The organism is Pseudomonas sp. NPDC087697, assembly GCF_044743155.1.
In the GTDB taxonomy this organism is placed as follows: Bacteria; Pseudomonadota; Gammaproteobacteria; order Pseudomonadales; family Pseudomonadaceae; genus Aquipseudomonas.
In genome coordinates this window covers 42,489-67,999 of the sequence record NZ_JBIUVW010000035.1, presented here as the reverse complement: position 1 = coordinate 67,999, position 25,511 = coordinate 42,489, and the positions used below count along the sequence as shown (strand labels likewise).

23 protein-coding genes are annotated in these 25,511 nt (G+C 59.0%); 13 read left to right on the top strand and 10 right to left on the bottom strand.

Annotated features, from left to right (window positions below):
* Positions 1-261: 261 nt before the first annotated feature.
* From gatC to ACIPIN_RS21175, 6 genes are all read left to right on the top strand, one after another.
* Positions 262-549, top strand: a complete 288-nt coding sequence (gene gatC, locus ACIPIN_RS21200) for an Asp-tRNA(Asn)/Glu-tRNA(Gln) amidotransferase subunit GatC (RefSeq protein WP_019691880.1) — start codon at positions 262-264, stop codon at positions 547-549.
* Positions 550-565: 16 nt separating this feature from the next.
* Positions 566-2,017 (top strand): Asp-tRNA(Asn)/Glu-tRNA(Gln) amidotransferase subunit GatA, encoded by a 1,452-nt coding sequence (gene gatA, locus ACIPIN_RS21195; RefSeq protein ID WP_401121717.1) that lies wholly within the window; start codon positions 566-568, stop codon positions 2,015-2,017.
* Positions 2,018-2,027: 10 nt separating this feature from the next.
* On the top strand, positions 2,028-3,473 hold the full coding sequence (gene gatB / locus ACIPIN_RS21190) for an Asp-tRNA(Asn)/Glu-tRNA(Gln) amidotransferase subunit GatB (RefSeq protein ID WP_401121716.1): 1,446 nt from the start codon (positions 2,028-2,030) through the stop codon (positions 3,471-3,473).
* Between the two features lie 190 nt (positions 3,474-3,663).
* Positions 3,664-4,038: a septal ring lytic transglycosylase RlpA family protein gene (locus tag ACIPIN_RS21185; protein WP_401121713.1), complete on the top strand. Its 375-nt coding sequence runs from the start codon at positions 3,664-3,666 to the stop codon at positions 4,036-4,038.
* Positions 4,039-4,088: 50 nt separating this feature from the next.
* A complete protein-coding gene (locus tag ACIPIN_RS21180) occupies positions 4,089-5,159 on the top strand; it encodes a calcium/sodium antiporter (RefSeq protein WP_401121722.1) in 1,071 nt (356 codons plus the stop codon).
* Positions 5,156-5,548: a carboxymuconolactone decarboxylase family protein gene (locus ACIPIN_RS21175; RefSeq protein WP_401121711.1), complete on the top strand. Its 393-nt coding sequence runs from the start codon at positions 5,156-5,158 to the stop codon at positions 5,546-5,548. The genes ACIPIN_RS21180 and ACIPIN_RS21175 overlap by 4 nt, the downstream gene beginning before the upstream one ends.
* Before the next feature lie 142 nt (positions 5,549-5,690).
* Here the strand turns inward: ACIPIN_RS21175 and ACIPIN_RS21170 are convergent, their stop codons facing one another.
* The 5 genes from ACIPIN_RS21170 to kdgD all read right to left on the bottom strand — a co-directional run bounded on the left by ACIPIN_RS21170 (position 5,691) and on the right by kdgD (position 12,340).
* Positions 5,691-6,632: an AEC family transporter gene (locus ACIPIN_RS21170; protein WP_401121708.1), complete on the bottom strand. Its 942-nt coding sequence runs from the start codon at positions 6,630-6,632 to the stop codon at positions 5,691-5,693.
* A gap of 156 nt (positions 6,633-6,788) precedes the next feature.
* The gene (gene garD, locus ACIPIN_RS21165; protein WP_401121706.1) at positions 6,789-8,342 is read right to left on the bottom strand and encodes a galactarate dehydratase; all 1,554 of its coding nucleotides are present in this window, start codon (positions 8,340-8,342) and stop codon (positions 6,789-6,791) included.
* An 11-nt stretch (positions 8,343-8,353) separates the two neighbouring features.
* Positions 8,354-9,835, bottom strand: coding sequence for an MFS transporter (locus ACIPIN_RS21160; RefSeq protein ID WP_401121703.1), 1,482 nt, complete (start codon positions 9,833-9,835; stop codon positions 8,354-8,356).
* Positions 9,836-9,908: 73 nt separating this feature from the next.
* Positions 9,909-11,354 carry an aldehyde dehydrogenase family protein gene (locus ACIPIN_RS21155; RefSeq protein ID WP_401121701.1) on the bottom strand — a complete coding sequence of 482 codons (1,446 nt, stop codon included), beginning with the start codon at positions 11,352-11,354 and terminating at the stop codon, positions 9,909-9,911.
* A gap of 74 nt (positions 11,355-11,428) precedes the next feature.
* Positions 11,429-12,340 (bottom strand): 5-dehydro-4-deoxyglucarate dehydratase, encoded by a 912-nt coding sequence (gene kdgD, locus ACIPIN_RS21150; protein WP_401121698.1) that lies wholly within the window; start codon positions 12,338-12,340, stop codon positions 11,429-11,431.
* A 237-nt stretch (positions 12,341-12,577) separates the two neighbouring features.
* On the opposite strand from kdgD, the gene ACIPIN_RS21145 reads away from it, so the two are divergent.
* Complete coding sequence (locus tag ACIPIN_RS21145; RefSeq protein ID WP_401121696.1) at positions 12,578-14,197, top strand: phospholipase; 1,620 nt, start codon at positions 12,578-12,580, stop codon at positions 14,195-14,197.
* Between the two features lie 14 nt (positions 14,198-14,211).
* Positions 14,212-14,403, top strand: a complete 192-nt coding sequence (locus tag ACIPIN_RS21140) for a hypothetical protein (RefSeq protein WP_401121695.1) — start codon at positions 14,212-14,214, stop codon at positions 14,401-14,403.
* A 166-nt stretch (positions 14,404-14,569) separates the two neighbouring features.
* Here ACIPIN_RS21140 and ACIPIN_RS21135 read toward each other — a convergent pair whose 3' ends face one another.
* Together ACIPIN_RS21135 and ACIPIN_RS21130 are read right to left on the bottom strand one after the other, a co-directional pair.
* Positions 14,570-15,319 (bottom strand): FadR/GntR family transcriptional regulator, encoded by a 750-nt coding sequence (locus ACIPIN_RS21135; protein ID WP_401121693.1) that lies wholly within the window; start codon positions 15,317-15,319, stop codon positions 14,570-14,572.
* 173 nt (positions 15,320-15,492) lie between these two features.
* Positions 15,493-17,220: an ABC transporter ATP-binding protein/permease gene (locus ACIPIN_RS21130; protein ID WP_401121690.1), complete on the bottom strand. Its 1,728-nt coding sequence runs from the start codon at positions 17,218-17,220 to the stop codon at positions 15,493-15,495.
* A 302-nt stretch (positions 17,221-17,522) separates the two neighbouring features.
* Between ACIPIN_RS21130 and ACIPIN_RS21125 the strand changes: the two genes are divergently transcribed.
* A complete protein-coding gene (locus tag ACIPIN_RS21125) occupies positions 17,523-17,867 on the top strand; it encodes a hypothetical protein (RefSeq protein WP_401121688.1) in 345 nt (114 codons plus the stop codon).
* 71 nt (positions 17,868-17,938) lie between these two features.
* On the opposite strand, the gene ACIPIN_RS21120 is transcribed toward ACIPIN_RS21125, so the two are convergent.
* Together ACIPIN_RS21120 and ACIPIN_RS21115 are read right to left on the bottom strand one after the other, a co-directional pair.
* Positions 17,939-18,499, bottom strand: coding sequence for a response regulator transcription factor (locus ACIPIN_RS21120; RefSeq protein WP_103315781.1), 561 nt, complete (start codon positions 18,497-18,499; stop codon positions 17,939-17,941).
* Positions 18,492-19,754, bottom strand: a complete 1,263-nt coding sequence (locus tag ACIPIN_RS21115; RefSeq protein ID WP_401121686.1) for an ATP-binding protein — start codon at positions 19,752-19,754, stop codon at positions 18,492-18,494. The genes ACIPIN_RS21120 and ACIPIN_RS21115 overlap by 8 nt, the downstream gene beginning before the upstream one ends.
* Positions 19,755-19,964: 210 nt before the next feature.
* Here ACIPIN_RS21115 and ACIPIN_RS21110 point away from each other — a divergent pair, with 210 nt between their 5' ends.
* Positions 19,965-20,681 carry an SIMPL domain-containing protein gene (locus ACIPIN_RS21110; protein ID WP_401121683.1) on the top strand — a complete coding sequence of 239 codons (717 nt, stop codon included), beginning with the start codon at positions 19,965-19,967 and terminating at the stop codon, positions 20,679-20,681.
* Between the two features lie 57 nt (positions 20,682-20,738).
* On the opposite strand, the gene ACIPIN_RS21105 is transcribed toward ACIPIN_RS21110, so the two are convergent.
* Positions 20,739-21,125: a DUF6124 family protein gene (locus ACIPIN_RS21105; RefSeq protein WP_262115874.1), complete on the bottom strand. Its 387-nt coding sequence runs from the start codon at positions 21,123-21,125 to the stop codon at positions 20,739-20,741.
* Between the two features lie 478 nt (positions 21,126-21,603).
* On the opposite strand from ACIPIN_RS21105, the gene ACIPIN_RS21100 reads away from it, so the two are divergent.
* The 3 genes from ACIPIN_RS21100 (at position 21,604) to ACIPIN_RS21090 (ending at position 25,297) form a co-directional block, all read left to right on the top strand.
* Positions 21,604-22,947 carry a hypothetical protein gene (locus ACIPIN_RS21100; RefSeq protein ID WP_401121680.1) on the top strand — a complete coding sequence of 448 codons (1,344 nt, stop codon included), beginning with the start codon at positions 21,604-21,606 and terminating at the stop codon, positions 22,945-22,947.
* The gene (locus ACIPIN_RS21095) at positions 22,944-23,333 is read left to right on the top strand and encodes a hypothetical protein (RefSeq protein ID WP_401121678.1); all 390 of its coding nucleotides are present in this window, start codon (positions 22,944-22,946) and stop codon (positions 23,331-23,333) included. Before ACIPIN_RS21100 ends, ACIPIN_RS21095 begins: the two co-directional genes overlap by 4 nt.
* Before the next feature lie 362 nt (positions 23,334-23,695).
* Positions 23,696-25,297 (top strand): ABC transporter substrate-binding protein, encoded by a 1,602-nt coding sequence (locus ACIPIN_RS21090; protein WP_401121676.1) that lies wholly within the window; start codon positions 23,696-23,698, stop codon positions 25,295-25,297.
* The last annotated feature ends 214 nt before the right edge of the window (positions 25,298-25,511 follow it).

Sequence of the window (25,511 nt, the reverse complement as noted above, 5' to 3'; positions counted from 1 at the left end):
CCAGGTCAATGGAAAGATCGCTGGAAAACATGCCACGCAGTTTCTTGAACATGGGAAAGGGACCCTGGCAACGCGTGGGTAAAAAAGTGCGGCAAACTCTAACAACGACAGGGATTTTGGGCAAGGCGCCAATATGTTAAATTGGCCGCTTTTCTGTGCACCAACCCCCACAATCGCGGCCTTATGACCGTAGAAATGCGGTAGTGTTCCGACAATCTAACACACGGACAGCGTCCGTTCTGTTTTCCACTGGAGAATCCCATGGCGCTTGAACGCTCCGACGTGGAAAAAATCGCTCATCTGGCCAGCCTTGGCCTCAATGATGCCGATCTTCCACACATCACTTCGGCCCTGAACAGCATTCTCGGGCTGGTCGACGAAATGCAGGCGGTCAATACCGACGGTATCGAGCCGCTGGCCCACCCACTGGAAGCCAGTCAGCGCCTGCGTGCAGACGTCGTGACCGAGTCCAATCACCGCGAGGCCTATCAGTCCATCGCACCAGCGGTCGAAAACGGCCTGTATCTGGTTCCGAAAGTCATCGACTAAAGGGAAAGAGCCTGCAATGCATCAATTGACTCTGGCCGAGATCGCCCGCGGACTCGCCGACAAAAAGTTTTCTTCCGAAGAGCTGACCAAAGTGCTGTTGGCGCGTATCGCCCAGCTCGACCCTCAGCTCAACAGCTTCATCAGCGTCACCGAAGACCTGGCGCTCCAGCAGGCGAAAGCCGCTGACGCACGCCGGGCCAACGGTGAGAGCGGCGCCCTGCTCGGTGCGCCGATCGCTCACAAAGACCTGTTCTGTACCTTGGGCATTCGCACCAGCTGCGGCTCGAAGATGCTCGACAACTTCAAGGCGCCGTATGACGCCACCGTGGTCGCCAAGCTGGCCGCTGCCGGGGCCGTGACCCTGGGCAAGACCAACATGGACGAATTCGCCATGGGTTCGGCCAACGAGTCGAGCTACTACGGCGCGGTGAAAAACCCGTGGAATCTGGAGCACGTACCCGGCGGTTCGTCCGGCGGTTCGGCGGCGGCGGTTGCCGCTCGTCTGTTACCTGCGGCGACTGGCACCGACACCGGCGGCTCGATCCGACAGCCGGCAGCACTGACCAACCTCACCGGCCTGAAACCGACGTACGGTCGTGTTTCGCGCTGGGGCATGATCGCTTACGCCTCCAGCCTCGATCAGGGCGGCCCGTTGGCGCGTACCGCCGAAGACTGCGCGATCCTGCTGCAAGGCATGGCCGGTTTCGACCCGCAAGATTCCACCAGCATCGACGAACCCGTGCCGGATTACAGCGCCAGCCTCAACGGCTCGCTGAAAGGCCTGCGCATTGGCGTGCCGAAGGAATACTTCAGCGCAGGTCTCGACCCACGCATCGCCGAACTGATCCACAACAGCGTCAAGGAGCTGGAAAAGCTCGGCGCGGTGGTCAAGGAAATCAGCCTGCCGAACATGCAGCACGCAATTCCTGCGTACTACGTGATCGCTCCGGCTGAAGCCTCCTCCAACCTGTCGCGTTTCGACGGCGTGCGTTTCGGCTATCGCTGCGAAGACCCGAAAGACCTGACCGACCTGTACAAGCGTTCGCGCGGCGAAGGTTTCGGCCCGGAAGTACAGCGCCGGATCATGGTCGGTGCCTACGCGCTGTCGGCCGGTTACTACGACGCCTACTACCTGAAGGCGCAAAAGATCCGTCGCCTGATCAAAAACGACTTCATGGCTGCCTTTAATGAGGTCGACATCATCCTCGGCCCAACCACGCCGAACCCGGCCTGGAAACTCGGCGCCAAGAACAGCGACCCGATCGCTGCGTACCTGGAAGACGTCTACACCATCACCGCCAACCTGGCGGGCCTGCCGGGCTTGTCGATGCCAGCCGGCTTCGTCGAAGGTCTGCCGGTCGGCGTGCAATTGCTCGCCCCGTATTTCCAGGAAGGCCGCTTGCTCAACGTTGCGCACCAGTATCAGTTACACACTGACTGGCACACCCGCACCCCGACAGGCTTCTGAGGAGAAATATATGCAATGGGAAGTCGTGATCGGGCTGGAGATTCATACCCAGCTCGCCACCCAATCGAAAATTTTCTCCGGTAGCGCCACTACGTTTGGCTCTGAGCCAAATACCCAGGCCAGCCTGGTAGACCTGGGCATGCCCGGCGTTCTGCCCGTGCTGAACCAGGAAGCGGTGCGCATGGCGGTGATGTTCGGCCTGGCGATTGACGCCGAGATCGGTCAGCACAACGTGTTCGCCCGCAAGAACTACTTCTACCCGGACCTGCCCAAGGGCTACCAGATCAGCCAGATGGAATTGCCGATCGTCGGCAAGGGCCACCTGGACATCCCGCTGGAAGACGGCACGGTCAAACGCGTCGGCATCACCCGCGCGCACCTGGAAGAAGACGCCGGTAAAAGCCTGCACGAAGAATTCAACGGTGCCACCGGCATCGACCTGAACCGTGCCGGTACGCCGCTGCTGGAAATCGTTTCCGAGCCGGACATGCGCAGCGCCAAGGAAGCCGTGGCCTACGTCAAGTCGATCCACGCGCTGGTGCGTTACCTCGGCATCTGCGACGGCAACATGGCCGAAGGTTCGCTGCGTTGCGACTGCAACGTGTCGATCCGTCCAAAGGGCCAGGTTGAGTTCGGCACGCGCTGCGAGATCAAGAACGTCAACTCGTTCCGTTTTATCGAAAAGGCGATCAACACCGAAGTGCGTCGTCAGATCGAACTGATCGAAGACGGCGGCAAGGTGATCCAGCAGACTCGCCTGTACGACCCGAACAAAGACGAAACCCGCGCCATGCGCAGCAAAGAGGAAGCCAACGACTACCGTTACTTCCCCGATCCGGACCTGTTGCCGGTGGTCATCGAGGACTCGTTCCTCAATGACGTGCGCGCCACGCTGCCGGAACTGCCGCCGCAAAAACGCGAGCGTTTCCAGGAGCAGTTCGGTTTGTCGGTCTACGATGCCAGCGTATTGGCGTCGAGCCGTGAGCAAGCGGATTACTTCGAAAAAGTCGTGAGCATCGCCGGTGACGCCAAACTGGCGGCCAACTGGGTCATGGTTGAGCTGGGTAGCCTGTTGAACAAGCAAGGCCTGGAAATCGACGAAGCACCGGTCTCGGCCGAGCAGTTGGGCGGCATGTTGCTGCGCATCAAGGACAACACCATCTCCGGCAAAATCGCCAAGACCGTGTTCGAAGCCATGGCCAGCGGCGAAGGCAGCGCGGACGAAATCATCGAAAAGCGCGGCTTGAAGCAAGTCACCGACAGCGGCGCGATCTCTGCCGTACTCGATGAAATGCTCGCGGCCAACGCCGAACAGGTTGAACAGTACCGCGCGGCAGACGAAGCCAAACGCGGCAAGATGTTCGGTTTCTTCGTCGGCCAGGCGATGAAAGCCTCCAAAGGCAAAGCCAACCCGCAACAAGTCAACGAACTGCTGAAAAGCAAGCTCGAAGGCTGACCGGAATGGAGCCAGCACTGAAAACTGGCTCCATTCCCTGTGGCGAGGGAGCTTGCTCCCGCTGGTCTGAAAACAGACCCATGACCTGCAAAAACGCCCTTTCAGGAGGAACGCACTTGCCGGTATGGCGGTCTCTTTACGACCGAGCGGGAGCAAGCTCCCTCGCCACTTTTTTATGGGAGCTCTTCCAATGAAGCGTTTGCTTGGCGCGTGCGCCCTGCTCTCTCTGCTGGCCGGTTGTGCCAGCACGGATGTCATCGATTCACACGGCTACGACAAGACCGGCGTGGCCTCATACTACGGCGCCAAACACCAAGGTAAACGCACCGCCAGTGGCGAGCGTTTCAACCAGAATTCCCTGACCGCCGCCCATCGTCAGTTGCCCTTCGGCACGCGGGTGAAGGTCACTAATCTGAACAACGACAAATCCTGCGTGGTCCGTATCAACGATCGCGGACCGCACACCCGTGGGCGTTTGATCGACCTGTCTCACGAGGCGGCCGCGCGGCTGGGCATGCTGGGTAGCGGCACCGCACGGGTTCGCGTGCAATCCCTCGACAACTGACAGACGGAGCACCGATCATTTTCGGACTTGCCGACTTGCCACTGCTCAGCGTGCTTCAACTGCTCAGTGGCCTGGTACTGCTGATCGCTGGCGCCGAGCTGCTGGTCCGTGCCGCCGTGCGCCTGGCCGCACACTTGAAGGTACGCCCGCTGATCATCGGTCTGACCGTTGTGGCCCTCGGCAGTAGCGCGCCGCAAATGGCGGTGAGCCTGCAAGCGACCCTCATGCAAAACACCGACATCGCAGTCGGTAGCGTGATTGGCAGTAACATCTTCAACATCCTCGTCACCCTCGGACTCTCGGCGCTGATCATCCCGTTGCGGGTCTCCCGGCAATTGGTGCACCTGGACATCCCGGTGATGATCGGCGCCAGCCTGCTGGTGCTCGCCCTGGCCTGGAATGAACGACTGACACCGCTCGACGGCACGATTCTGCTAGTCGCGCTGGTGCTTTACCTCGGGTTGTTACTGCGTCAGTCACGGCACTCGGTGCACCCGCACCGCACTCAGGCGGACAGCGACAGCAATTCCCGCGCGCCGTGGTTGAGCAGCGCGCTGCTGATGCTCGCCGGTCTGGCCTTGCTGGTGTTTGCCGGGCATCTACTACTCAGTGCAGCGGTCGAGGTGGCGACCGACTTCGGTTTGTCAGAGCGGATCATCGGCCTGACCATCATTGCCGTCAGCACGTCGCTGCCGGAACTGGCGACCTCGCTGATCGCAGCCTTGCGTGGTCAGCGCGACATTGCCGTGGGTAACGTGATCGGCAGTAATCTGTTCAACCTGCTGGGTGTGCTGGGCTTCACGGCGTTGGTCGCGCCGACACCGCTGTCGGTATCGCCCAACGCACTGGATTTCGACTTGCCGGTGCTGCTGGCGGTCAGCGTGCTGTGTTTGCCGATGTTCTATTCAGGCTATCGAATTACTCGCGCCGAAGGCCTGCTGTTTCTGGCCTTGTACCTGGCTTACGGGCTGCACGTCGTGTCGTTTACCACGGGCATGCCGCTGGCTGGCAAGCTGGAACACCTGATGCTGTTTTTCGTCCTGCCGGCACTGGTGGCGTTTTTGCTGTTCACGTCACTGCGCGCCTGGCGCCGCCAACACAACAAGAGGGAATTGCCATGACCGACAAACCCGTTTCCAGCAAACCGACCGGCATTGAAGTGCGCCGCCAGGTCATGGGCGACGCCTTCGTCGACCGTTCCATGGGCAATGCCACCGAGCTGACCCGACCGTTTCAGGAGTTCGTCAATGAACACGCCTGGGGTGCGGTGTGGAACCGTGACGGTCTTGCACTGAAAACCCGCAGCCTGATCACTCTCGCGGCCCTGACCTCGCTCAAGTGCCCGCAAGAACTCAAAGGCCACGTGCGTGGCGCGCTGAACAACGGCTGCACCGTGGACGAGATCCGCGAAACGCTGATGCACTGCGCGGTCTACGCCGGCGTGCCAGCGGTGATGGAAGCGTTTCGCGCGGCGCAGGAAGTGATCGATAGCTACCAAAAGCCGGAATGAGTGGTGACAGTTAGATAGCTATCGCGAGCAAGCTCGCTCCCACAGTGGATTTTGGTGTACACAGATTTTGTGTTCCACACAGATCAAATGTGGGAGCGAGCTTGCTCGCGATTGGCCCTGAAGCACACTACAAATCCCAAGCCTAGATCCACCCGCCCCACTGCAACACAAAGATCCCGAGGTTGGTGGTCACCGCCGCCATCAACGTGGTGATGACGATGATCGCCGCCGCCAGTTCATGGTTGCCATTGGCCGCCCGGGCCATGACAAAACTGGCGGCGGCGGTCGGGCTGCCGAAGTACAGAAATAGAATCCCCAACTCCGCCCCGCGAAAACCCCAGAGCCAGGCACCGAGCGTGGCCAGGATCGGCAAGCCGATCATCTTCACCAGGCTTGAACTCAACGCCAGATCACCGCTCTTGCGCAACGCCGCCAGCGACAGCGTGCCACCAATACAGATCAACGCCAGCGGCAAGGTCATCTGCGCCAGGTAGCTGCCAGACGTCTCCAGCCAGCCGGGCAAGCCGATCTGAAAATAGGCGAACGGCGCCGCAGAAATCACGCTGATGATCAGCGGATTGCTGAGCACGCTTTTGCAGATGCTCCACAGATCGGACTTGATCACCGGGCTGTACACCGCCAGCACGATGGTCGACAGCGTGTTGTAAAACAGGATCACCAGCGCGGCGAGAATCGCCCCGAGGGAAATCCCGTAAGCGCCGTACATGCTCGCCGCCAGCGCCAGGCCGATCACCCCGTTATTGCCGCGAAACGCGCCTTGGGTGTAGATCCCGCGATCCTCTCGCGGACAACGCCAGATCGCCCAGCCCCAGGCAATGGCGAAACACACCAGCGTCGCCAGCGAAAAATAGATCAGCAGCGCCGGTTTTAATGCCGCGTGCAGGTCGGCGTGCACTATCCCGAGAAACAGCAACGCCGGCATGGTGACGTTGAACACCAGGGCCGAGGCGGTGTGGATAAAGTCGTCGTTGATCCAGTTGATGCGCTTGAGCAGGACGCCCATAAACAGCATGGCAAAGACTGGCGCGGTGATGGTCAGCGTTTCGAGAAAGATTGCCAGCATGCCGGGTGAACCTTGAGGGGCGTCGTTAGGGGGCTAATGATAAGCCAGCAAGGACGCGTTCGTCTGGTCGACCGCCTTCGCGAGCAAGCCCGCTCCCACAGGTTCAGCGCCATCCTTGTGGGAGCGGGCTTGCTCGCGAAGAACGATAACGCGGTCTCAGGTGATGGGCGCTGGATTGAACAAGGTAATGTCGTTGTGCAGCTTGTGCTGCTCCGCCCAGGTCTGTTTCTTGCCGCTGGCCACATCCAGATAGAAGTGGAACAACTCCCAGCCCAGCTCCTCGATGGACGCGCGCCCCGTGGCAATCCGTCCGGCATCGATGTCTATCAGATCCGGCCAACGTTGCGCCAGTTCGGTGCGGGTCGAGACCTTGACCACCGGCGCCATCGCCAGACCATAGGGCGTGCCGCGTCCGGTGGTGAACACGTGCAGGTTCATCCCGGCCGCCAGTTGCAAGGTGCCGCAGACAAAATCACTGGCCGGCGTAGCGCAGAAAATCAGCCCTTTGCGCTTGAACCGTTCGCCAGGGCCGAGCACGCCATTGATCGCGCTGTTACCGGATTTGACGATCGAGCCCAGAGACTTCTCGACAATGTTCGACAACCCGCCCTTCTTGTTACCCGGCGTGGTGTTGGCACTGCGATCCGCTTCACCCTTGGCCAGGTAACGGTCATACCAGTCCATTTCACGCACCAGTTCCTGCGCGACTTCTTTGGTTTCTGCCCGCGAAGTCAGCAAGTAGATCGCGTCGCGCACTTCAGTGACTTCGGAAAACATCACCGTCGCACCGGCCCGGAGCAGCAAGTCCGAGGCATAACCCAAGGCCGGGTTGGCGGTAATTCCGGAAAACGCATCACTGCCACCGCACTGCATGCCGAGGATCAACTCGGACGCCGGCACGGTTTCGCGGCGGCGCTGGTCGAGTTTCTTCAGGCGGGTTTCGGCCAGCGCCATGATTTGTTCGATCATCTCGCTGAAACCGTGACTGGAATCCTGCAAGCGATACAACCACGGCTCGCTGAGGTCCACCGAACTGTCGTTCTCGTGCATCACCTGCCCGGCCTGCAACTTCTCGCAGCCCAGACTGATTACCAACGCTTCGCCGCCCAGGTTCGGGTTACGCGCCAGGTTGCGCACAGTGCGAATCGGGATGTAGGCGTCGGTGGCGGTAATCGCCACCCCACAACCGTAGCTGTGGGTCAGCGCAATCACGTCATCGACGTGCGGATACTTGGGCAACAACTCGTCCTTGATGCGCTTGACCGCATGGTCGAGCACACCCGTGACGCATTGCACCGTGGTGGTAATCCCCAGAATATTGCGCGTGCCGACAGTGCCATCGGCGTTGCGATAGCCCTCGAAGGTGAAACCTTCCAGCGGCGCTTGTGCGGCCGGCACCTCGGTGGACAGCGGCAGGCTGTCCAGCGGTGGCGCGGTGGGCATGCGCAGTTGATCTTCCTTGACCCAGCTACCCCGCGGGATCGGCTGCAAGGCGTAACCGATGGTCTGACCGTAACGAATCACCTGGCCGCCTTCGGGAATATCTTCCAGCGTCACCTTGTGGCTTTGCGGCACGAACTCCACGGTCACCAAGCCGTCCGGGAACTCAGTGCCGGCCGGTACGCCCTGGTCATTGACCACGATCACCACGTTATCGCGCTCGTGCAGCCGGATGTAGCGCGGCGAGTCGGAATGTTCAATCAACTGCATGACGCCGCTCCTCAGGAATGCGCTTGAGACATTTTGTTCAGTTCAGGGCTTTTGCTCGGTGGCTCTTTGAGTACCACGCGTTTGATCGGCCCGACGATGACCAGGTAGCTGAACACCGCGACCAGCGCGTTGCAGCCGACAAACACCAGCGCCCATTTGAACGAACCAGTGGAACTGATGATGTAGCCAATCACGATCGGTGTGGTGATTGAGGCGATGTTGCCGAACATGTTGAACAGCCCGCCACTCAAGCCCGCGATCTGTTTTGGCGAGGTGTCGGAAACCACCGCCCAACCCAATGCGCCCACGCCTTTACCGAAGAACGCCAGGGCCATAAAGCCCACAACTATCCATTCAATGTCCACGTAGTTACAAGCCACGATGCTGGTCGACAGCAACAGGCCGCCGATGATCGGCGCCTTGCGAGCGAAGGTCAGCGAATGGCCCTTGCGCAGCAGGTAGTCGGAAATAATCCCGCCCAGCACCCCACCGATAAACCCGCAGATCGCCGGCAACGAAGCGATGAAACCGGCCTTGAGAATGGTCATGCCGCGTTCCTGCACCAGATACACCGGGAACCAGGTCAGGAAGAAATAGGTGATGCCATTGATGCAGTACTGACCCAGGTACACGCCGAGCATCATGCGGTTACTCAGCAGTTGGCGCACGTAATCCCACTTCGGCCCGTCGGCGCGTTTGCCTTGATCCTGATCCATGTCGACCAGACCGCCGTTGTCGGCGATGTGCTTGAACTCGGCGTCGTTGATCATCGGATGCTGACGCGGGCTGTGGATAACTTTCAGCCAGACCAGCGAAAACACGATGCCGATCCCGCCCATCACCATAAACACGTGCTGCCAGCCAAAGGTGTAGACGATCCAGCCCATCAGCGGTGCAAACAGCACCGTGGCGAAGTACTGCGCCGAGTTGAAGATCGCCGAGGCGGTGCCGCGTTCAGCCGTCGGAAACCAGGCCGCAACAATACGTGCGTTACCGGGAAAGGACGGCGCTTCGGCCAGGCCCACCAGAAAGCGCAGCATGAACAGCGCGACGATGGCGGTGGAGACACCGAAAGCACCGACATAGCCTTGCAGCACGGTGAACAGCGACCAGGTGAAGATGCTCAGGGCATAGACTTTTTTCGAACCGAACCGGTCCAGCAGCCAGCCGCCGGGGATCTGACCGGCCACGTAGGCCCAACCGAATGCAGAGAAGATGTAGCCGAGAGTGACCGCGTCGATGCCGAGGTCTTTTTGCAGGCTGGAGCCCGCAATGGCGATGGTGGCACGGTCGGCGTAGTTGATCGTGGTCACCAGAAACAGCATGAGCAGGATTAAATAGCGGACGTGGGTCGGCTTGGTCGCTTGCATGTAGATGTACTCCCACTGATTATTTTTATGCGCGGGTGAATCTTTTATATCCGCGTAGGAGCTGCCGCAGGCTGCGATCTTTTGATCTTGATTCCTGGCGTCCTTGAGGACGCTGAAGATCAAAAGATCGCAGCCTGCGGCAGCTCCTACGTCGGTTTGCGGTATCCGGCAAAACCGGATACCGCGGTGTTGCGTGTTACGAACCGATGTAGGCAGTTTTTACAACGGTGTAGAACTCCTGCGCGTAGCGACCTTGCTCCCGCGATCCATAGGATGAACCTTTTCGCCCGCCAAAGGGCACGTGGTAATCGACACCGGCGGTCGGCAGATTGACCATCACCATCCCGGCCTGGGAGTGGCGCTTGAAGTGGTTGGCATACTTCAACGACGTGGTGGCGATGCCCGCCGACAAACCGAATTCGGTGTCGTTGGCCATGGCCAGCGCCGCGTCGTAATCGGCCACCCGAACGATGTTCGCCACTGGGCCGAAGATCTCTTCGCGGCTGATACGCATCGCAGCATCACTGTCGGCAAACAGCGTTGGCGCGAGGTAATAGCCTTCGGTGTCGCAGGTCACCAAGCCACCGCCGCTGACCAGTCGTGCACCTTCGGACTGCCCGATATCGATGTACTTCAAGTCCTGTTCCAGTTGTGCCTGGGAAACCACCGGACCGATGTCGGTACCGGTTCTCAAGGCATGCCCGACCTTGATCGACTTCATCCGCTCAGCCATGGCCTCAACGAATTTATCGTGAATCCCGGCGGTGACGATCAAACGACTCGAGGCCGTGCAACGCTGACCGGTGGAATAAAACGCACTCTGCACCGACAGCTCGACCGCTTGCTTGAGGTCGGCGTCGTCGAGAATGATCTGCGGGTTCTTGCCACCCATTTCCAACTGCACCTTGGCCTGACGCGAGACACAGTTGACCGCGATCTGCCGACCCACGCCAACCGAGCCGGTGAAGCTGATGCCATCAACTTTCGGGCTATTGACCATGGCGTCGCCGATCACTCGACCGCTGCCCATTACCAGGTTGAACACACCGGCCGGGAAACCGGCGCGGGAGATGATCTCGGCCAATGCCCAGGCGCAACCGGGCACCAGTTCCGCCGGTTTGAGCACTACGCAGTTGCCGTAGGCCAGGGCCGGGGCGATCTTCCACGCGGGAATGGCAATCGGGAAGTTCCACGGAGTGATCAATCCCACCACGCCAAGAGCTTCGCGGGTGACTTCAACGTTGACGCCCGGACGCACCGACGGCAGGTAATCGCCGGACAGTCGCAGGCATTCACCAGCGAAGAACTTGAAGATGTTGCCGGCGCGGGACACTTCGCCGATGGCTTCGGGCAGGGTCTTGCCCTCCTCCCGTGCCAGCAAGATGCCGAGCTCTTCGCGACGGACGAGGATTTCGCTGCCGACTTTATCCAGTGCATCGCTGCGTGCCTGAATACCTGAGGTCGACCAGGCCGGGAATGCAGCACGAGCGGCGTCGATGGCGGCGTTCACCTGGGCCAGGTCAGCCTTGGCGTATTCGCCAATGACATCGGACAACTCGGACGGGTTGATGTTGGTCGAGTAGTCGGCACCCGCGACCCATTGGCCGCCGATGAAGTTGTCGAATCGTTTTACGTCTGCCACAGCACTTTCCCCTTAACAGAAGTCCTTACACAAAAAGCCGCCGAATGCTCAGCGGCCCTAGTTGATTCAGCGGGTTATTGCGCACCTTGCTTGTCGATCAGCGCGGCCAGCGCTTCGTACTCGTCCGGCAGCAGATCGGTCAGCGGGGCGCGTACAGGACCCGCGTCGTAGCCGGCGATTTTTGCCCCGGCCTTGACGATGCTCACCGCATAACCGGCCTTGCGGTTGCGGATATCCAGGTACGGCAAGAAGAAGTCGTCGATGATCTTGCCGACGGTGGCGTGATCGTCGCGGGCAATGGCGTGGTAGAAATCCATCGCGGTTTTCGGGATGAAGTTGAACACCGCCGAGGAATAAACCGGTACGCCCAACGCCTTGTAGGCAGCGGCGTAAACCTCTGCGGTTGGCAGGCCACCGAGGTAGCTGAAGCGATCACCGAGGCGGCGACGGATCGACACCATCAACTCGATATCGCCCAGGCCATCCTTGTAGCCGATCAGGTTCGGGCAACGCTCGGCCAGGCGTTCCAGCAGCGGCGCGGTCAGGCGGCAGACGTTGCGGTTGTAAACCACCACGCCGATTTTCACCGATTTGCACACCGCTTCAACGTGGGCGGCAACACCGTCCTGGCTGGCTTCGGTCAGGTAATGCGGCAGCAGCAACAGACCTTTGGCGCCCAGGCGCTCGGCCTCTTGAGCGTACTCGATGGCCTGACGCGTAGAGCCGCCGACACCGGCCAGGATCGGCACGCTGCTGGCGCAAGTGTCGACCGCCGTCTTGATGATCTCCGAATATTCGCTGGCCGCCAGGGAGAAGAACTCACCGGTACCACCTGCGGCGAACAAGGCCGAAGCGCCATACGGAGCCAGCCATTCGAGACGTTTGATGTAGCCCGCACGATGGAAATCGCCCTGAGCATTGAAATCGGTGACCGGGAAGGACAGCAAGCCGGAGGAGAGGATGGACTTCAGTTCTTGTGGATTCATTATTCGAACACCCTGGGACGCACGTTGTGATGAGAAAACCCGTTCAGCCTTGGCCGAAGTTGTAAGTCATCGTACAACTTAAAATACAACCGTCAACTGCATTTCATCGCCGGATGGAAAACCCGAATCGGAAAAATCAGTTCCTTGACGTAGGAAAGTTTCCAGCTATTATCGAAAATAGCTGTATATACATACAGCAAATCGAGATACATCCTACGACATATCAAGGAGCTAGAAATGTCAGGTCTACACACCCAATCGCAGGAAAACCTCAAACACGACGGTCGGATCATTGCCGATCTGGACCAACTATTTACAGAACATGGTGTGGCCCTTTCCGGTGACAGTGATCACCTGACGCTGATCACTCACAGTCATCATCGCCTCAAACATCACACTACTGGCGTGCCCGGAAAGCCACTGAAAACCCAACCTTCACTGCGTTTCGAAGGCGGCGAACACACCGCCATCGGCGATGTCACCCTGCTGCGCTTCGTCAAGGACGCACCGGCAATTGCGGCCTGGCAAGTGCCATTGCACCTACCCAACGGCCTGGCGTTGACCTATGGCCAAATCGTTTCGTTAGGCGGTGATTTCTACGGTATTCCCGACCAGCCAATTTGCGATGGCGCGACTCCGGTTGATCGGATTCAGCGTTTTAGCGCTGCGTTCAACTCGCTGGCCGTGCTGCCAGCGTCGCGAGCAGAAGCCGGGTTGATTCTCGGCGTAATGCAGAAGGAAATCAGCGCAGCCAATCAGGCGATCAGAGACGGCAAACAACCTCATGAGGTCTACGACGCCCTAGGTGATACGTTGTCCGAAGAGTGGAACAAGATCACCGGCGGTGGCAGTTTTGTCTCGGCACTGTTTCCCTTGGGGCGCTATCTGAAACTGGCGGCAAACAATGCCGACCACTTTGGCGAATGGGCGTTGCTGGCGTACATCGCCGGGCACACCGCCGCCCTGCAACAGGCCGTTCTGGCACGCAACAGTGGCGATGACAAGCAGCTGGAGCTGGCCTACGCAATGAACGCTTTTGCCGATCACTACCTGACCGACCTGTTCTCTGCCGGGCATCTACGGATCCCGCGTAAACAACTGGCGGCGGTGGTGACGCCGAGTGACCTGGGTTCGCTGATCACCCGTTTCATGCACGACGAAGACAGCAAATACGGCCTCAACGTGAACAACGCCAACGGCGATCAGTGGCATGCCTACGGCGACAAACGCTACTTCGACTCGGTCGATAGCGCCAACCGCAAGCAGGTCAAACTCGCGGTCCAGCGCTCGGCCGATGAAGTCTTCGAAACCTTCCTCAGCGGTTCACTGCCCACGCCTTCCAGCTACGTTGCGCTGAAGTACCTGCCAGACCTCAACGCCGTGAAAAAACCGGTGGGTAACTTCGCCGGGTTATTTGTTCTGGACGGCAACAAGGTGTTGCGCCGCAGCGACGTCAACAATCTCAACGACAGCAACCGGATCGACAACTGGTGGGGCTGGAGCACCTACCTGCTGCTCAAGGACCACACACCGAACAAACCGGCCGGCTATCTGGAATCCCCCGCCGCAGCACCGACGATCCAGGCCGATGGCTGGCAGAGCCAAACGCCCGGCGAACCCAACTGGTTGCCAGGCAACGCCGTACGTTACGCCTTCAGCTACACCAACGGTTTGAACGAGTCTTACATCGGCCCCTGGTCGGCTTACACCGAACTGAGCGAACGCTTCCAGCCGACGCTGAACGTGCCGGGCAACGGCGCTTCACGCAACATCTTCCGCCAGTTCTGTGGCGGCTCACCCGAGCTGATCGGCTCGATCGACGCCCAAGCCACTACCTTCATTGACCGTAACGCCTGATAAGGAAATCACTGATGACCATCAACCTGAAACTCGAACTGGCCTCGGGCCAATCCCTTAACGGCGCGCCGCTGGAATTGCTTTCCAATGGTGTGCCGGTTGCTCAGGCGACTGTGGATGACAAGGGGAATGCAGCGTTTAACGCCAAGCCCGGAGCCGGGCAACTGGCGGTGAGGGTGGATCGCTCGATCCTGAGGAATGCCTGAGGTTACTGCGAGATAGCTGCCGGCCCTTTCGCGAGCAAGCCCGCTCCCACACTAGATCGACGTTGTACTCAAATTCTGTGTACGACAAAGATCAAATGTGGGAGCGGGCTTGCTCGCGAAAGCAGTCTGCCAGGCGAAAAATTTCTTGCGCCTGGACCTCCAAAACCTACCCGCGCTGCGCCTCTGCCTCTTCATGGGCATGGCGCAGCCGTTCTCGGCTGTTGGTCAGGTGCAGGCGCATGGCTGCGCGGGCTGCGTCCGAATCCTGGCGGGCAATCGCCTCATAGATTTCTTCGTGCTCGCGGGCCAGACGACTCATGTAATGCTGCTGATCGTCATGGGCCAGGCGTGCGGAATTGAGCCGGGTACGAGGAATGATGCTGGTGCCCAGGTGGGTCATGATGTCGGTGAAGTAGCGGTTGCCGGTGGCCAGGGCAATCTGCAGATGGAACTGGAAGTCCGACGCCACCGCATCGCCTGCGTGGGCTGCGCTTTCGTTCAAGGCATCCAGTGCCGCGCGCATCAAGGCCAGTTGCTCGGGGCTGCGACGTTGTGCGGCAAGGCCTGCGGACTCCACTTCCAGGCTGATGCGCAGTTCCAGAATCGCCAGCACATCACGCAGGGTCACCACGGTGGCCGGATCGATGCGAAAGCCGCTCGGGCTCGGCGTGTCGAGCACAAACGTGCCGATGCCGTGACGGGTTTCAACCTGTCCTGCCGCCTGCAAACGCGAGATCGCTTCGCGCACCACGGTGCGGCTGACGCCATGGGCTTCCATGATCGCCGACTCGGTGGGCAACTTGTCGCCACGCTTGAGCATGCCGTCGCGAATCTGTTCGGACAGCACCGTCACCAGTTCCTGCGCGAGGCTGCGGCGCTTGCGGGGAAGACGAGGGGCGTCGATCGGGTTTTCCATGGTGAACGTCTATCTCAAGCAAACGGTTGAGAACGCATCATAGCGCAGGCCGGTTGTACGATCACTGTCAAGCTACACCCCCCGACGTAGGAGCTGCCGCAGGCTGCGATCTTTTGATCTGATCTTTTAAAGACAAAAGATCGCAGCCTGCGGCAGCTCCTACAAGGGTAGTGCTAGGCGGTGACTGTCTGCTCCAGCAGATGCCCGTTGTCGATACGCACATGCCGTGGATGGAAGCGTTTCAGGCTGCTGCGATGGCCGACGCTGACGATGCTCAAGCCCGGCAAGTGATCGATCAGCGCCTGATACAGCGACGCCTCATCTTCTTCGTCCATCGCCGAAGTCGCTTCGTCCATGTACAGCCATTGCGGCGCGTAGAGCAGCGCACGGGCAAACGCCAGACGTTGCTGCTCACCCGGTGACAGCAGACGCTGCCAGTGATTGGCTTCGTCGAGACGTGACACCAGGTGCGGCAAGCGGCAGGTTTCCAGCACCTGCACATAGCGCTCGTGCGGGTAGGTGTCGCCGGACAGTGGATAACTCAGGGCTTCACACAGGCTGCCAATCGGCAGATACGGCTTTTGCGGCAGGAACAGATAGCGCGCAGCCGGCACTCGAATATTGCCGTGCCCCGCTGGCCAGAGCCCGCCCATCGCCCGCAGCAAAGTACTTTTGCCACTGCCGGAACGACCACTGAGCATCAGCCGGTCGCCTTGCTCCACGGTCATGTTGGCGTTGGTCAGCAAATGACGACCGTCGGCCAGGTTCAGACTCAGATTATGCACCGCCAGCGTATCACCGTGGCTCTGCACATCAATTGCCGGAGCACGACTTTCATTGTCGAGCATGGCCTGACGGAAGCTCACCAAACGGTCACAAGTGGCTTTCCAGACTGCGATGGACGCGTAGGCATCGATAAACCAACTGAAGTTTTCCTGCACATTGCTGAATGCAGAGTTGATTTGCATCAGCTCGCCCAACTGGATCTTGTCGGCGAAATAACGCGGCGCCGCGACCATAAAGGGGAACACAATCGCGATCTGCGAGTACCCGGCAGTAAAGAACGTCAGGCGTTTCGTCACCCGCATCAGCGCCCAGTAGTTGGTCCATACCTTGCCGAAGCGTGCGCTCAAGCGTTGGTTTTCATTATTCTCGCCGTCATACAAGGCAATGCTTTCAGCATTCTCGCGCACCCGGACCAAAGAAAAACGCATGTCGGCTTCGAAACGTTGTTGTTGATTGTTTAGCGGGATCAAACTGCTACCGATCACTCGGGTCAACCAACTGCCGATCGCTGCATACAGGAAGGCACACCAAAACATGTAGCCGGGAATGTTGATACCGAATACTTCGAGACTGCCCGACACCCCCCAGAGAATGATCGAAAAGGACACCAGACTGACCACCGTCCGAAACAACCCCAACGTCAAGCCCAAGGTATCGCTAGTGAAGTTTTTGAGGTCTTCGCTCAGTCGCTGGTCCGGGTTATCGGTATGCCCGCCAGACTCCATCTGATAATAGTTCTTGTGATCGAGCCAACGATTGAAGTGCTGCTCGGTCAACCAGCGCCGCCAACTGATGGTCAGCATCTGAGTCAGGTAAAGACGATACACAGCCCCCAAAATGGCCACCGCAGCAATCCCGCAGAAATACAGGATCAGGCTCCAGAACGCGGTCCCGTCTTTCTGTTGCAAAGCGTTATAGAAGTCTTTGTACCAATTGTTCATCCAGACCGAAATACCAACGCTGAACAACGACAGCCCTATCACTGCGATCAGCAACACCCAGGCCTTGCCCTTTTCCTCACTACGCCAATAAGGCGAGGTGAGTTGCCAGACACGGCGAAAAAACTGCCCGCGCACAGCGTCGTTGACCGCGGAATATTCAGCGTTCTGATTCATGGTTCAGACTCGATAAAGAAAAGAACAGGCACGAACCGATCATAGATGATCGGCGGTGATTGTAACGCTGTGTGACAACAATTGTTCAGCACCGGTTCAGTGACGAACCCGATCGTGGCAGTGCCGGGTGGTAGCGCACGCTTCCCTTCGGTGGGTCGCCTACCGCTGGTCGGCACTGTCAGATCTGACAGTAGCCGCGATGTATCGGATTGCATTTAATCGGCTCACACCACTAGCGCCGCCATTGCGAGGTGTCAGGGTAACAACGCGCTGAAAATCAATGAATGAAAGGAGTTATTCCAATGAGCAATGAAACCAAGGCTTCTATCGGAACCCCGATTGCCAAAAATGCAATACAAGGAGCGTTTTACGTCAGCCAATTAGGCAAAACAACAGAAATAAGCACACCACTGTCTGTATGGCCAGTGGGTGCCGACGTTATATTCAAAGCCACGATTCTAAAAGCTGACCCTCCGGCTAACTGGAAATCCTCTCCTGTGCACCCCTCTGCTCACACGAGTGCCCAGATGTCCGTAGAAGAATACTTGAAGCCACACTTACATAGAGAAATCGAATTCCAGTACTACGTGATAGATCAGGGAAATGAAACCCCCTCTCATACGTTGAAAGTCCGTATCTTGCCGTAAAGCTTTATGAGGCTAAAAAGCGACACTCAATCGAGTGTCGCTTTTTAGCCTTTCCCTCAAACAACATCAGCTCAACGGCGAACGGGACGCTTCTGCAGTTTGCGCTGCAGAGTGCGCCGGTGCATGCCCAAGGCGCGGGCAGTCGCGGAGATGTTGCCTTCGTGTTCGGTCAGCACGCGCTGGATGTGTTCCCATTGCAGGCGGTCCACCGACATCGGGTTTTCCGGCACCAGGGTGTCGAGGTCGGCGTGCTCGGAAAGCAGCGCCGCCAACACGTCGTCGGCGTCCGCCGGTTTGCACAGGTAGTTACAGGCGCCGCGCTTGATCGCCTCGACGGCGGTGGCAATGCTCGAGTAACCGGTGAGGATCACCACGCGCATTTCCGGGTCGAGTTCGAGCAACTTGGGCAGCAGCACCAGGCCCGAATCGCCGTCCATCTTCAGGTCCAGAGCGGCAAAGTCAGGCAGATCGGCCTGAGCGATAGTCAGGCCTTCTTCGGCAGAGCCTGCGGTGCTGACCCGAAAGCCACGGCGGCTCATGGCGCGGGCCATGACGCGGGTGAAGGTTGCGTCGTCGTCTACCAGCAACAAATGCGGCAGGTCTTCGCCTTCGACTTGAATCTCGTCACTCATGTTCGTCTCCTCGGGCGACACGGGGCAGGCGCAGCTCGGTGAGCGTACCGCCTTCCTCATGACTGTAGAGTTTCACTGAGCCGCCAGCGCGTGTCACGCTGGCCTTGCTCAAAAACAGGCCCAGGCCGAAACCTTTGCCCTTGGTGGTAAAAAACGGTTTGCCGATCTGCTCGGCAATCGCCAGCGGCACACCGGCGCCATGGTCGCGAATGCTGATGGTCAGCTCGAAGGCATCCCAGTTCAGCGTCACTTCCAGCCCTTCGGGGCAGGCATCGGCGGCGTTGTTCAGTAAGTTCAACAGGGCTTGGGTCAGGTCCGGCGGCGGCGCCAAACGCGGTTCATCGCCTAGCCCCAGGCGCCGCAAGCGATAGGTCGCTTCGGGACGCATCAGGTGCCAGCGGTTGAGGGCTTCATCGAGCCAGACGCTGACGGCCTGCATCTCCACCGCCAGCCGACGATTGGCTTCAGCGGCGCGAACCAGCTGCTGCAAGGTCTGTTTGCAGAGCTTCACCTGATCCTGCAGCACCCTCAAGTCATCTTGCAGCAACGGGTCGTGATGGTCCTGCTGCATTTCCTTGAGTAGCACGCTCATGGTCGCCAACGGCGTACCCAATTCGTGGGCGGCACCGGCGGCCTGGGTCGCAACGGCCAGCAGTTGCTGGTCACGAAGGCCTTCTTCACGGCGAATCGCTCGCAGTTCCTCCTGGCGGCGCAGCTCTTCGGCCATCCGCGCGGCGAAGAAGGTAATTACCGCAGCGGCCAGGGCAAAACTCAGCCACATGCCGTAGATCTGCATCTTTTCCCGGTACATCGGGAACGTTTCCAGTGGGTAAAACTGCGCCAGCAACAAGGTGTACATCGCCAGCGCGATGCCGGAGAGGATCACCGAGTAGCGCCACGGCAGTGTGACGGCGGCGATGGTCAGCGGCACCAGGTAATAGGAAACGAACGGATTGGTCGAACCGCCGGAGAAATACAGCAGCGCACTGTGGATAAACAGGTCACAGGCCAGTTGCACGGCGTATTCGAGCTCGGTCACCGGCCACGAGGTGCGCAAGCGGATCGCGGTAAAGGCACACAGCAACATCGAGCAGCCAAGGGTCGCCGCCAGTTGAAACCATGGCAGTGGCAGCAAGTTGAACCAGTAGGCGAGCCCCACCGAACCGGCCTGGGCGGCCAGCACCAGGGTGCGGATGAACGTCAGTCGCCAGAGATTCTGGCGAGTCGCGGAAAGCAGTTGTACGGGGGCGAGCATGAGCTCTCCTGATGAGCGCTCCAGGCGGATCGCGTCGAGTATAACCAAGCGGGGGGCCCGACAGGCAAAAGTGCGGCAAAGCGCCACAGCCTCAACCCGGACCAACTGTATAGAAGTTGTAACCGGGTGAACCCGACAATAGAAGCTAGAGTCTGATGGTTTCAAGCAGGTTCGGACCCAACACCTGCTGATCGCACTCAAGGAGTTTCCATGAACACATTGCGCCGCAGCGCCGCCCTTCTCGCCCTCAGTGCCGGCACCCTGGCCAGCCTCCCGGCTCTGGCCGCGGACGAGCTTCACTACAACCAGATTTCCCTGCGCGCCGAAGTCAGCCAGGAAGTGGCCCGCGACCTGATGATCGTGACCCTCTACACCGAAGAACAAAACACCGACCCGGCCAAACTCGCCACCGATATCAGCACCACTATGAACAAGGCGCTGGGCCAGGCCAAACAGGTCAAGGACATCACCCTGCGTCAGGGCAGCCGCAACAGCTACCCGATCTACGACAACAAGGGTCAGAAAATCACCGGCTGGCGTGAGCGCGCCGAACTGCGCCTGGAAAGCTCGAACTTCGCCGCGCTGTCCAAGCTCACCGGCGAACTGCTGATCGACCTGAAAATGGGCGGCATGGACTTCGCCATTGCCACCCCGACCCGCAAGACCAGCGAAGACGCGCTGCTCAAAGAAGCCGTCGGCGCCTTCAAGGCCCGCGCCCAACTGGCCACCGATGCACTGGGCGGCAAGGGTTACAAAATCGTCAACCTGAACCTCAACAGCAACGGTTTTCCACAGCCTTACCTGCGCGCGCCAATGATGATGAAAGCCGCGAGCATGGATGCGGCACCGGTCACCCCGGATGTCGAAGCCGGTACCAGCAAGGTCAGCATGACCGCCGATGGCTCGATTGAAGTGTTGATGCCGTAACGCCGAAAGTGCTCGCTCGATCGTTCCCACGCTCTGCGTGGGAACGATCATCCCGCCCTACTTGACCTGGTACTCCGCAGGCTCCGGAACATCAAAATCATCCAGCGCCCTGTCCACCAGCAACTGCACCCCATCGACCAGTCGACAAATCGCCAGCGCTACATTGCGCCGCGAACCTTCGATCTCGAACGCCAGGTCGGCGGCCATGACTTTCACCGACGCAAGATCTTCCGAGGCGTTGGCCAACAGGCTTTCAGTGCCCACATCAGGGGCGACGCTGAATAATCGATCAGAACGCAAATCACTGAAGCGCAGTTTGGCGAGCGTCGGTTTCAGGTAGTGATCCAGTGCCCGGTGGGCTGCATCGTGAAGCTTTTTGGAATCGAGGGATTGGTAGGGGGAAACGTCGTCTGAGGCGGGGGGATCGGGAATTAACTTGTCCATGCAGATGCTCCTTACTCGCAAATGGGAGCCATCCTTTGCCATTTCCACACGGCAAATAGGTGGCAGCTATACGTGGGGTGGAAAACGGGACAGTAGGACCCCGGTCAGACCGAAGTCTGCCCACGCACAGCCGCCATGACGCTTTTCTTGCCGACGAGAGAATACATCGGCAACGAATGCGGTGGTGAGGCTATACGCCTACTGAGATTCCAGGTTTCCACACCTGATCGCTGATTTTGCAGCGACCGCCAAAAGTTAGGCGCAGCCCCAAACCCAGCGCAACCGCCACAACTCGTCGGAACAATCGCCCTCACGCCCTCGGCTGACAGCGCTTTTTGTAGGAGTCGCTGGTGTTGTAAACGTTAATGTCGACATGCCAACGAATCGGATCATCCCTACACGCTTCACCGAATCGCCCGGCATCGTTTCCTGAGTCCACTCGCCACAGTCGCCCGTTTCCACAGAACGGGACGCGGACGTGGCCAAACTCATCCCCAAAAGCCAACTCGCCGGCCAGCGCGGCCGGGTGCTCGACAACAGCCAGGCGACCTACGACCTGCAGCAGGCGCTGAGCTATCCAGACAGCCTGCAAGGCTTCGACGATTTGTTGAATGCAGTCGGCGCCAATCGCTCCAACTACATGCAGGCGGCCCATCAGAAAAAACTCATCGACGCCGTCAGCAGCGGCGACTGGGTGATGGTGACGCCGCGCATCGCCCCCGATAACGGCGGCGCCTCATGGAACGCGTTCAAGCCAAAACCCGAACCACTACCGGCACAGCATCTGGTCGAGGACCACGCATTCACCCTGCCCAAACCGGTCGAATCGGGGTTTCACATCATCCAGCACCCCATGAGCCGTGAAGCTCTGGAGCGTTCGCTGTACGAAAATCCACCCTCACCAGCGCTACTAAAAGACTTTCGCTCGCTCAACCGGCATTTGGGCCAGATGGTAAAGCCCGGGCAAATGGTGATCTTCAGCGATTCTCGGCATTACCTGTGCCACCGCGAAGAGGCCCAAATGACGATCGCGGCTGAAAAGGTCAATGAAGCACTCAAGGATCTGAGCGACGAAGAAGCGGCGTTCATGGTCGAGCACCATGAAGTGATCGAACCGTTTCTTGAGGTCTCGGCTGGGTCGCTGGGTGTGGCCTCGTTCATGGTTGGCCAGCATCTGGAGAACCTGAAAACAACCCTTAAAAATCTGGAGGAACTGCATCAACAGCACTACCGTCAGTACGGTCACTTGCGTTCCGCAGAGTTCTTTGCCCAACGCAAACGCATGATGGCCAAGCTGAACGCCAGTCTTGGGCCTTTGGTGCGCAAAGGTACTGGCATACCGGATCATCCCAAGCTCAAACGCGCATTGAGGTTGTCGTCTCGCCGAACGATTCATCATTGGAACAAGGCGGGAGCGCCGACACAAATGCCAGGCTATGCAACGAATATCGAGGGCGTGGCACGGGCAGCGAAATATATGAAGGCCGGCGGTTATCTAGGCATCGGTTTGGCAACCGGGGCAGCAGGTATGAGGATCGACGAGGTGTGCCGTACAGGCACAGAGAGGGAGTGTCGAAAAGTGAAGTTTACTGAGGGTGGAAAATTGCTGGGAACCGTTGGGGGCGGTGTGGCGGCGGGCATCGTCTCGACACAACTAATGAAATACGGTCTTTGTGCAGCAGTCGGAGTTGAAACACTTGGCGTCGGCGGCGTTGTCTGCGCACTCATAGTGGCCGGTTCCACCGCAAGTATCGTAGGCAATGGGGCTGGCCATGAGGCCGAAATACTCGGTGAGGCGCTCTATGAGCTCACAACTCAATGACCAGACTAGAGCTGGTGCTTAACCTAGTATCTGGCGGCTTTCTAATGCTCATTTTGCTCAATCTGACCATTCTGCTTTACGTTGCCTTTTTCAAACTCGAAGAAATCGAGCAAAAATTCACTCGGTCACAATTGGTGAGCATTAATCGACAATGTTTAGGCAACGATCCGATTGGGCGCCTGTACAGGCTGTCCCGGATAAACGGTTTGATTACCCGACCGAAGCGCTATCACCGCGAGGACCCACCCGCCCTCGATGACGTCAAAGACCTGCCAAGGAGCCTCAGGAATTGGGTTCATATTCCCAATATCAGCCTGCTTTGGCTAATGGCGGGCTGGATAACACTATGGTTCGTCCGATACGTCATGGAATCAGCTGTGCGTTGACCGGCCGACAAGCCGGAAGTCGAAGCCGGCACCAGCCAGGTCAGCATGACCGCCGATGGCTCGATTGAAGTGTTGATGCCGTAATCCGCGCAGATCACCTGTAGGAGCTGCCGCAGGCTGCGATCTTTTGATCTTTGGCGTCCTTGCAGATGCCAAAAAGATCGCAGCCTGCGGCAGCTCCTACGAGAGACTTGGCGGTCATCAGAGATGTGTCGATACCGATGAGGCTGTCCCGCTACAAGGCCAATAACCCGCTGTGTATGCCCAAACAGAGGGGTCCCCCTAACAAACGGATATTTCCGCGTCCCCCATCAACAACGCTACTCTCGGGAAAAAGCCGCTGCCAAGCCCTCGGGGACTCCATGGAAAGAACCACCGTAAAACCACTTCTGCTTGCCCTCACCCTCGCCACCATCGCCCCATTCGCCCAGGCCACGACCACCCTGGTCTACTGCTCCGAAGCCAGCCCTGCCGGGTTCGACCCCAGCCAGTACACCAGTGGCACGGATTTCGATGCGTCGGCCGAAACGGTGTTCAACCGTCTGACCCAATTCAAACGCGGCGGCACCGAAGTCGAGCCGGGGCTCGCGACGAGTTGGGAGGTCGCAAGCGACGGCCTGACCTACACCTTCCACCTGCGCGACGGGGTGAAGTTTCACACCACCGACTACTTCACGCCGAGCCGCGATTTCAATGCGGACGATGTGCTGTTCACCTTCCAGCGCTTGCTCGACCCCGAGAATGCCTTTCGCAAGGCCTACCCCGCCGAGTCGCCGTACTTCACCGACATGGACCTGAACACCACGATCAGAAGTGTCGACAAGGTCGACGAGCACACCGTGCGCTTCAGCCTGAACAACATTGACGCCGCGTTTGTGCAGAACCTGGCGATGAGCTTCGCTTCGATCCAGTCCGCCGAGTACGCCGCGCAGTTGCTCAAAGAGGGCAAAGCCTCTGACCTAAACCAGAAGCCGGTCGGCACCGGGCCATTTGTGTTCAAGCGTTATCAGAAGGACTCGCAGATCCGCTACAGCGCCAACCGCGCCTATTGGAAACCCGAGGACGTGAAACTCGACAACCTGATTTTCTCGATCACCCCGGACGCCGCCGTGCGCCTGCAAAAGCTCAAGACCGGCGAGTGCCAGGTCAGCGGTTACCCGCGCCCGGCCGACATCGAAGTAATGGAGCAGGACCCGAACCTGCGGGTACTCAAACAAGCCGGTTTCAACCTTGGCTTCCTGGCCTACAACGTGACCCACCCGCCGCTGGATCAGCTCAAGGTTCGCCAGGCGCTGGACATGGCAATCGACAAGCCCGCGATCATCAAGGCCGTCTATCAAAGCGCCGGGCAACTGGCGCAGAACGCCCTGCCACCGGCGCAATGGTCTTATGACCCGAACATCAAGGACGCCCCCTACGACCCGACCAAAGCTCGCGCGCTACTAAAAGAAGCAGGGGTTGCACCCGGTACCACCATCAATTTATGGGCGATGACCGTGCAGCGTGCGTCCAACCCGAACGCGCGGATGTCGGCGCAAATGATCCAGCAGGACTGGGCCAAGGTCGGCATCACGGCCAACATCGTCAGCTATGAATGGGGCGAGTACATCAAGCGCGCCAAAAACGGCGAGCACGACGCGATGATCTATGGCTGGACCGGCGACAACGGTGACCCGGATAACTGGCTGGGCGTGCTCTACAGCTGCGCCGCAGTGAAAGGTAGCAACTACGCCAAGTGGTGCGACCCGGCTTACGACAAATTGATCCAGCAGGCCAAGGTGTCCACTGACAAACAGCAACGGGTCAATCTGTACCAGCAGGCACAGCAAATCCTTAAACAGCAGGTGCCTATCACGCCGATTGCGAACTCGACGGTGTTCCAGCCGCTGCGCAAGGAAGTCGTGGACTTCAAGATCAGCCCGTTCGGCCTCACACCCTTTTATGGCGTGGGTATAAATAAGTAACACCGCGCCCTGGCCGGGTGCGCCAATCGCCCCGGCCGCCCCTCTGCGGTGCGTCGCTTGCACCGAAAAAAACGACCGCAAACTGTCAAATGCGTCAACATTTATACATATGCGACATTAAGGTACGTTCGTTCCACTGTTTAAGGCTTGTAGCCGTTCGGCATCTTGCATTGGGTACGGGCCCTGCATAAGTATCCGCAGGTCGACTCACGAG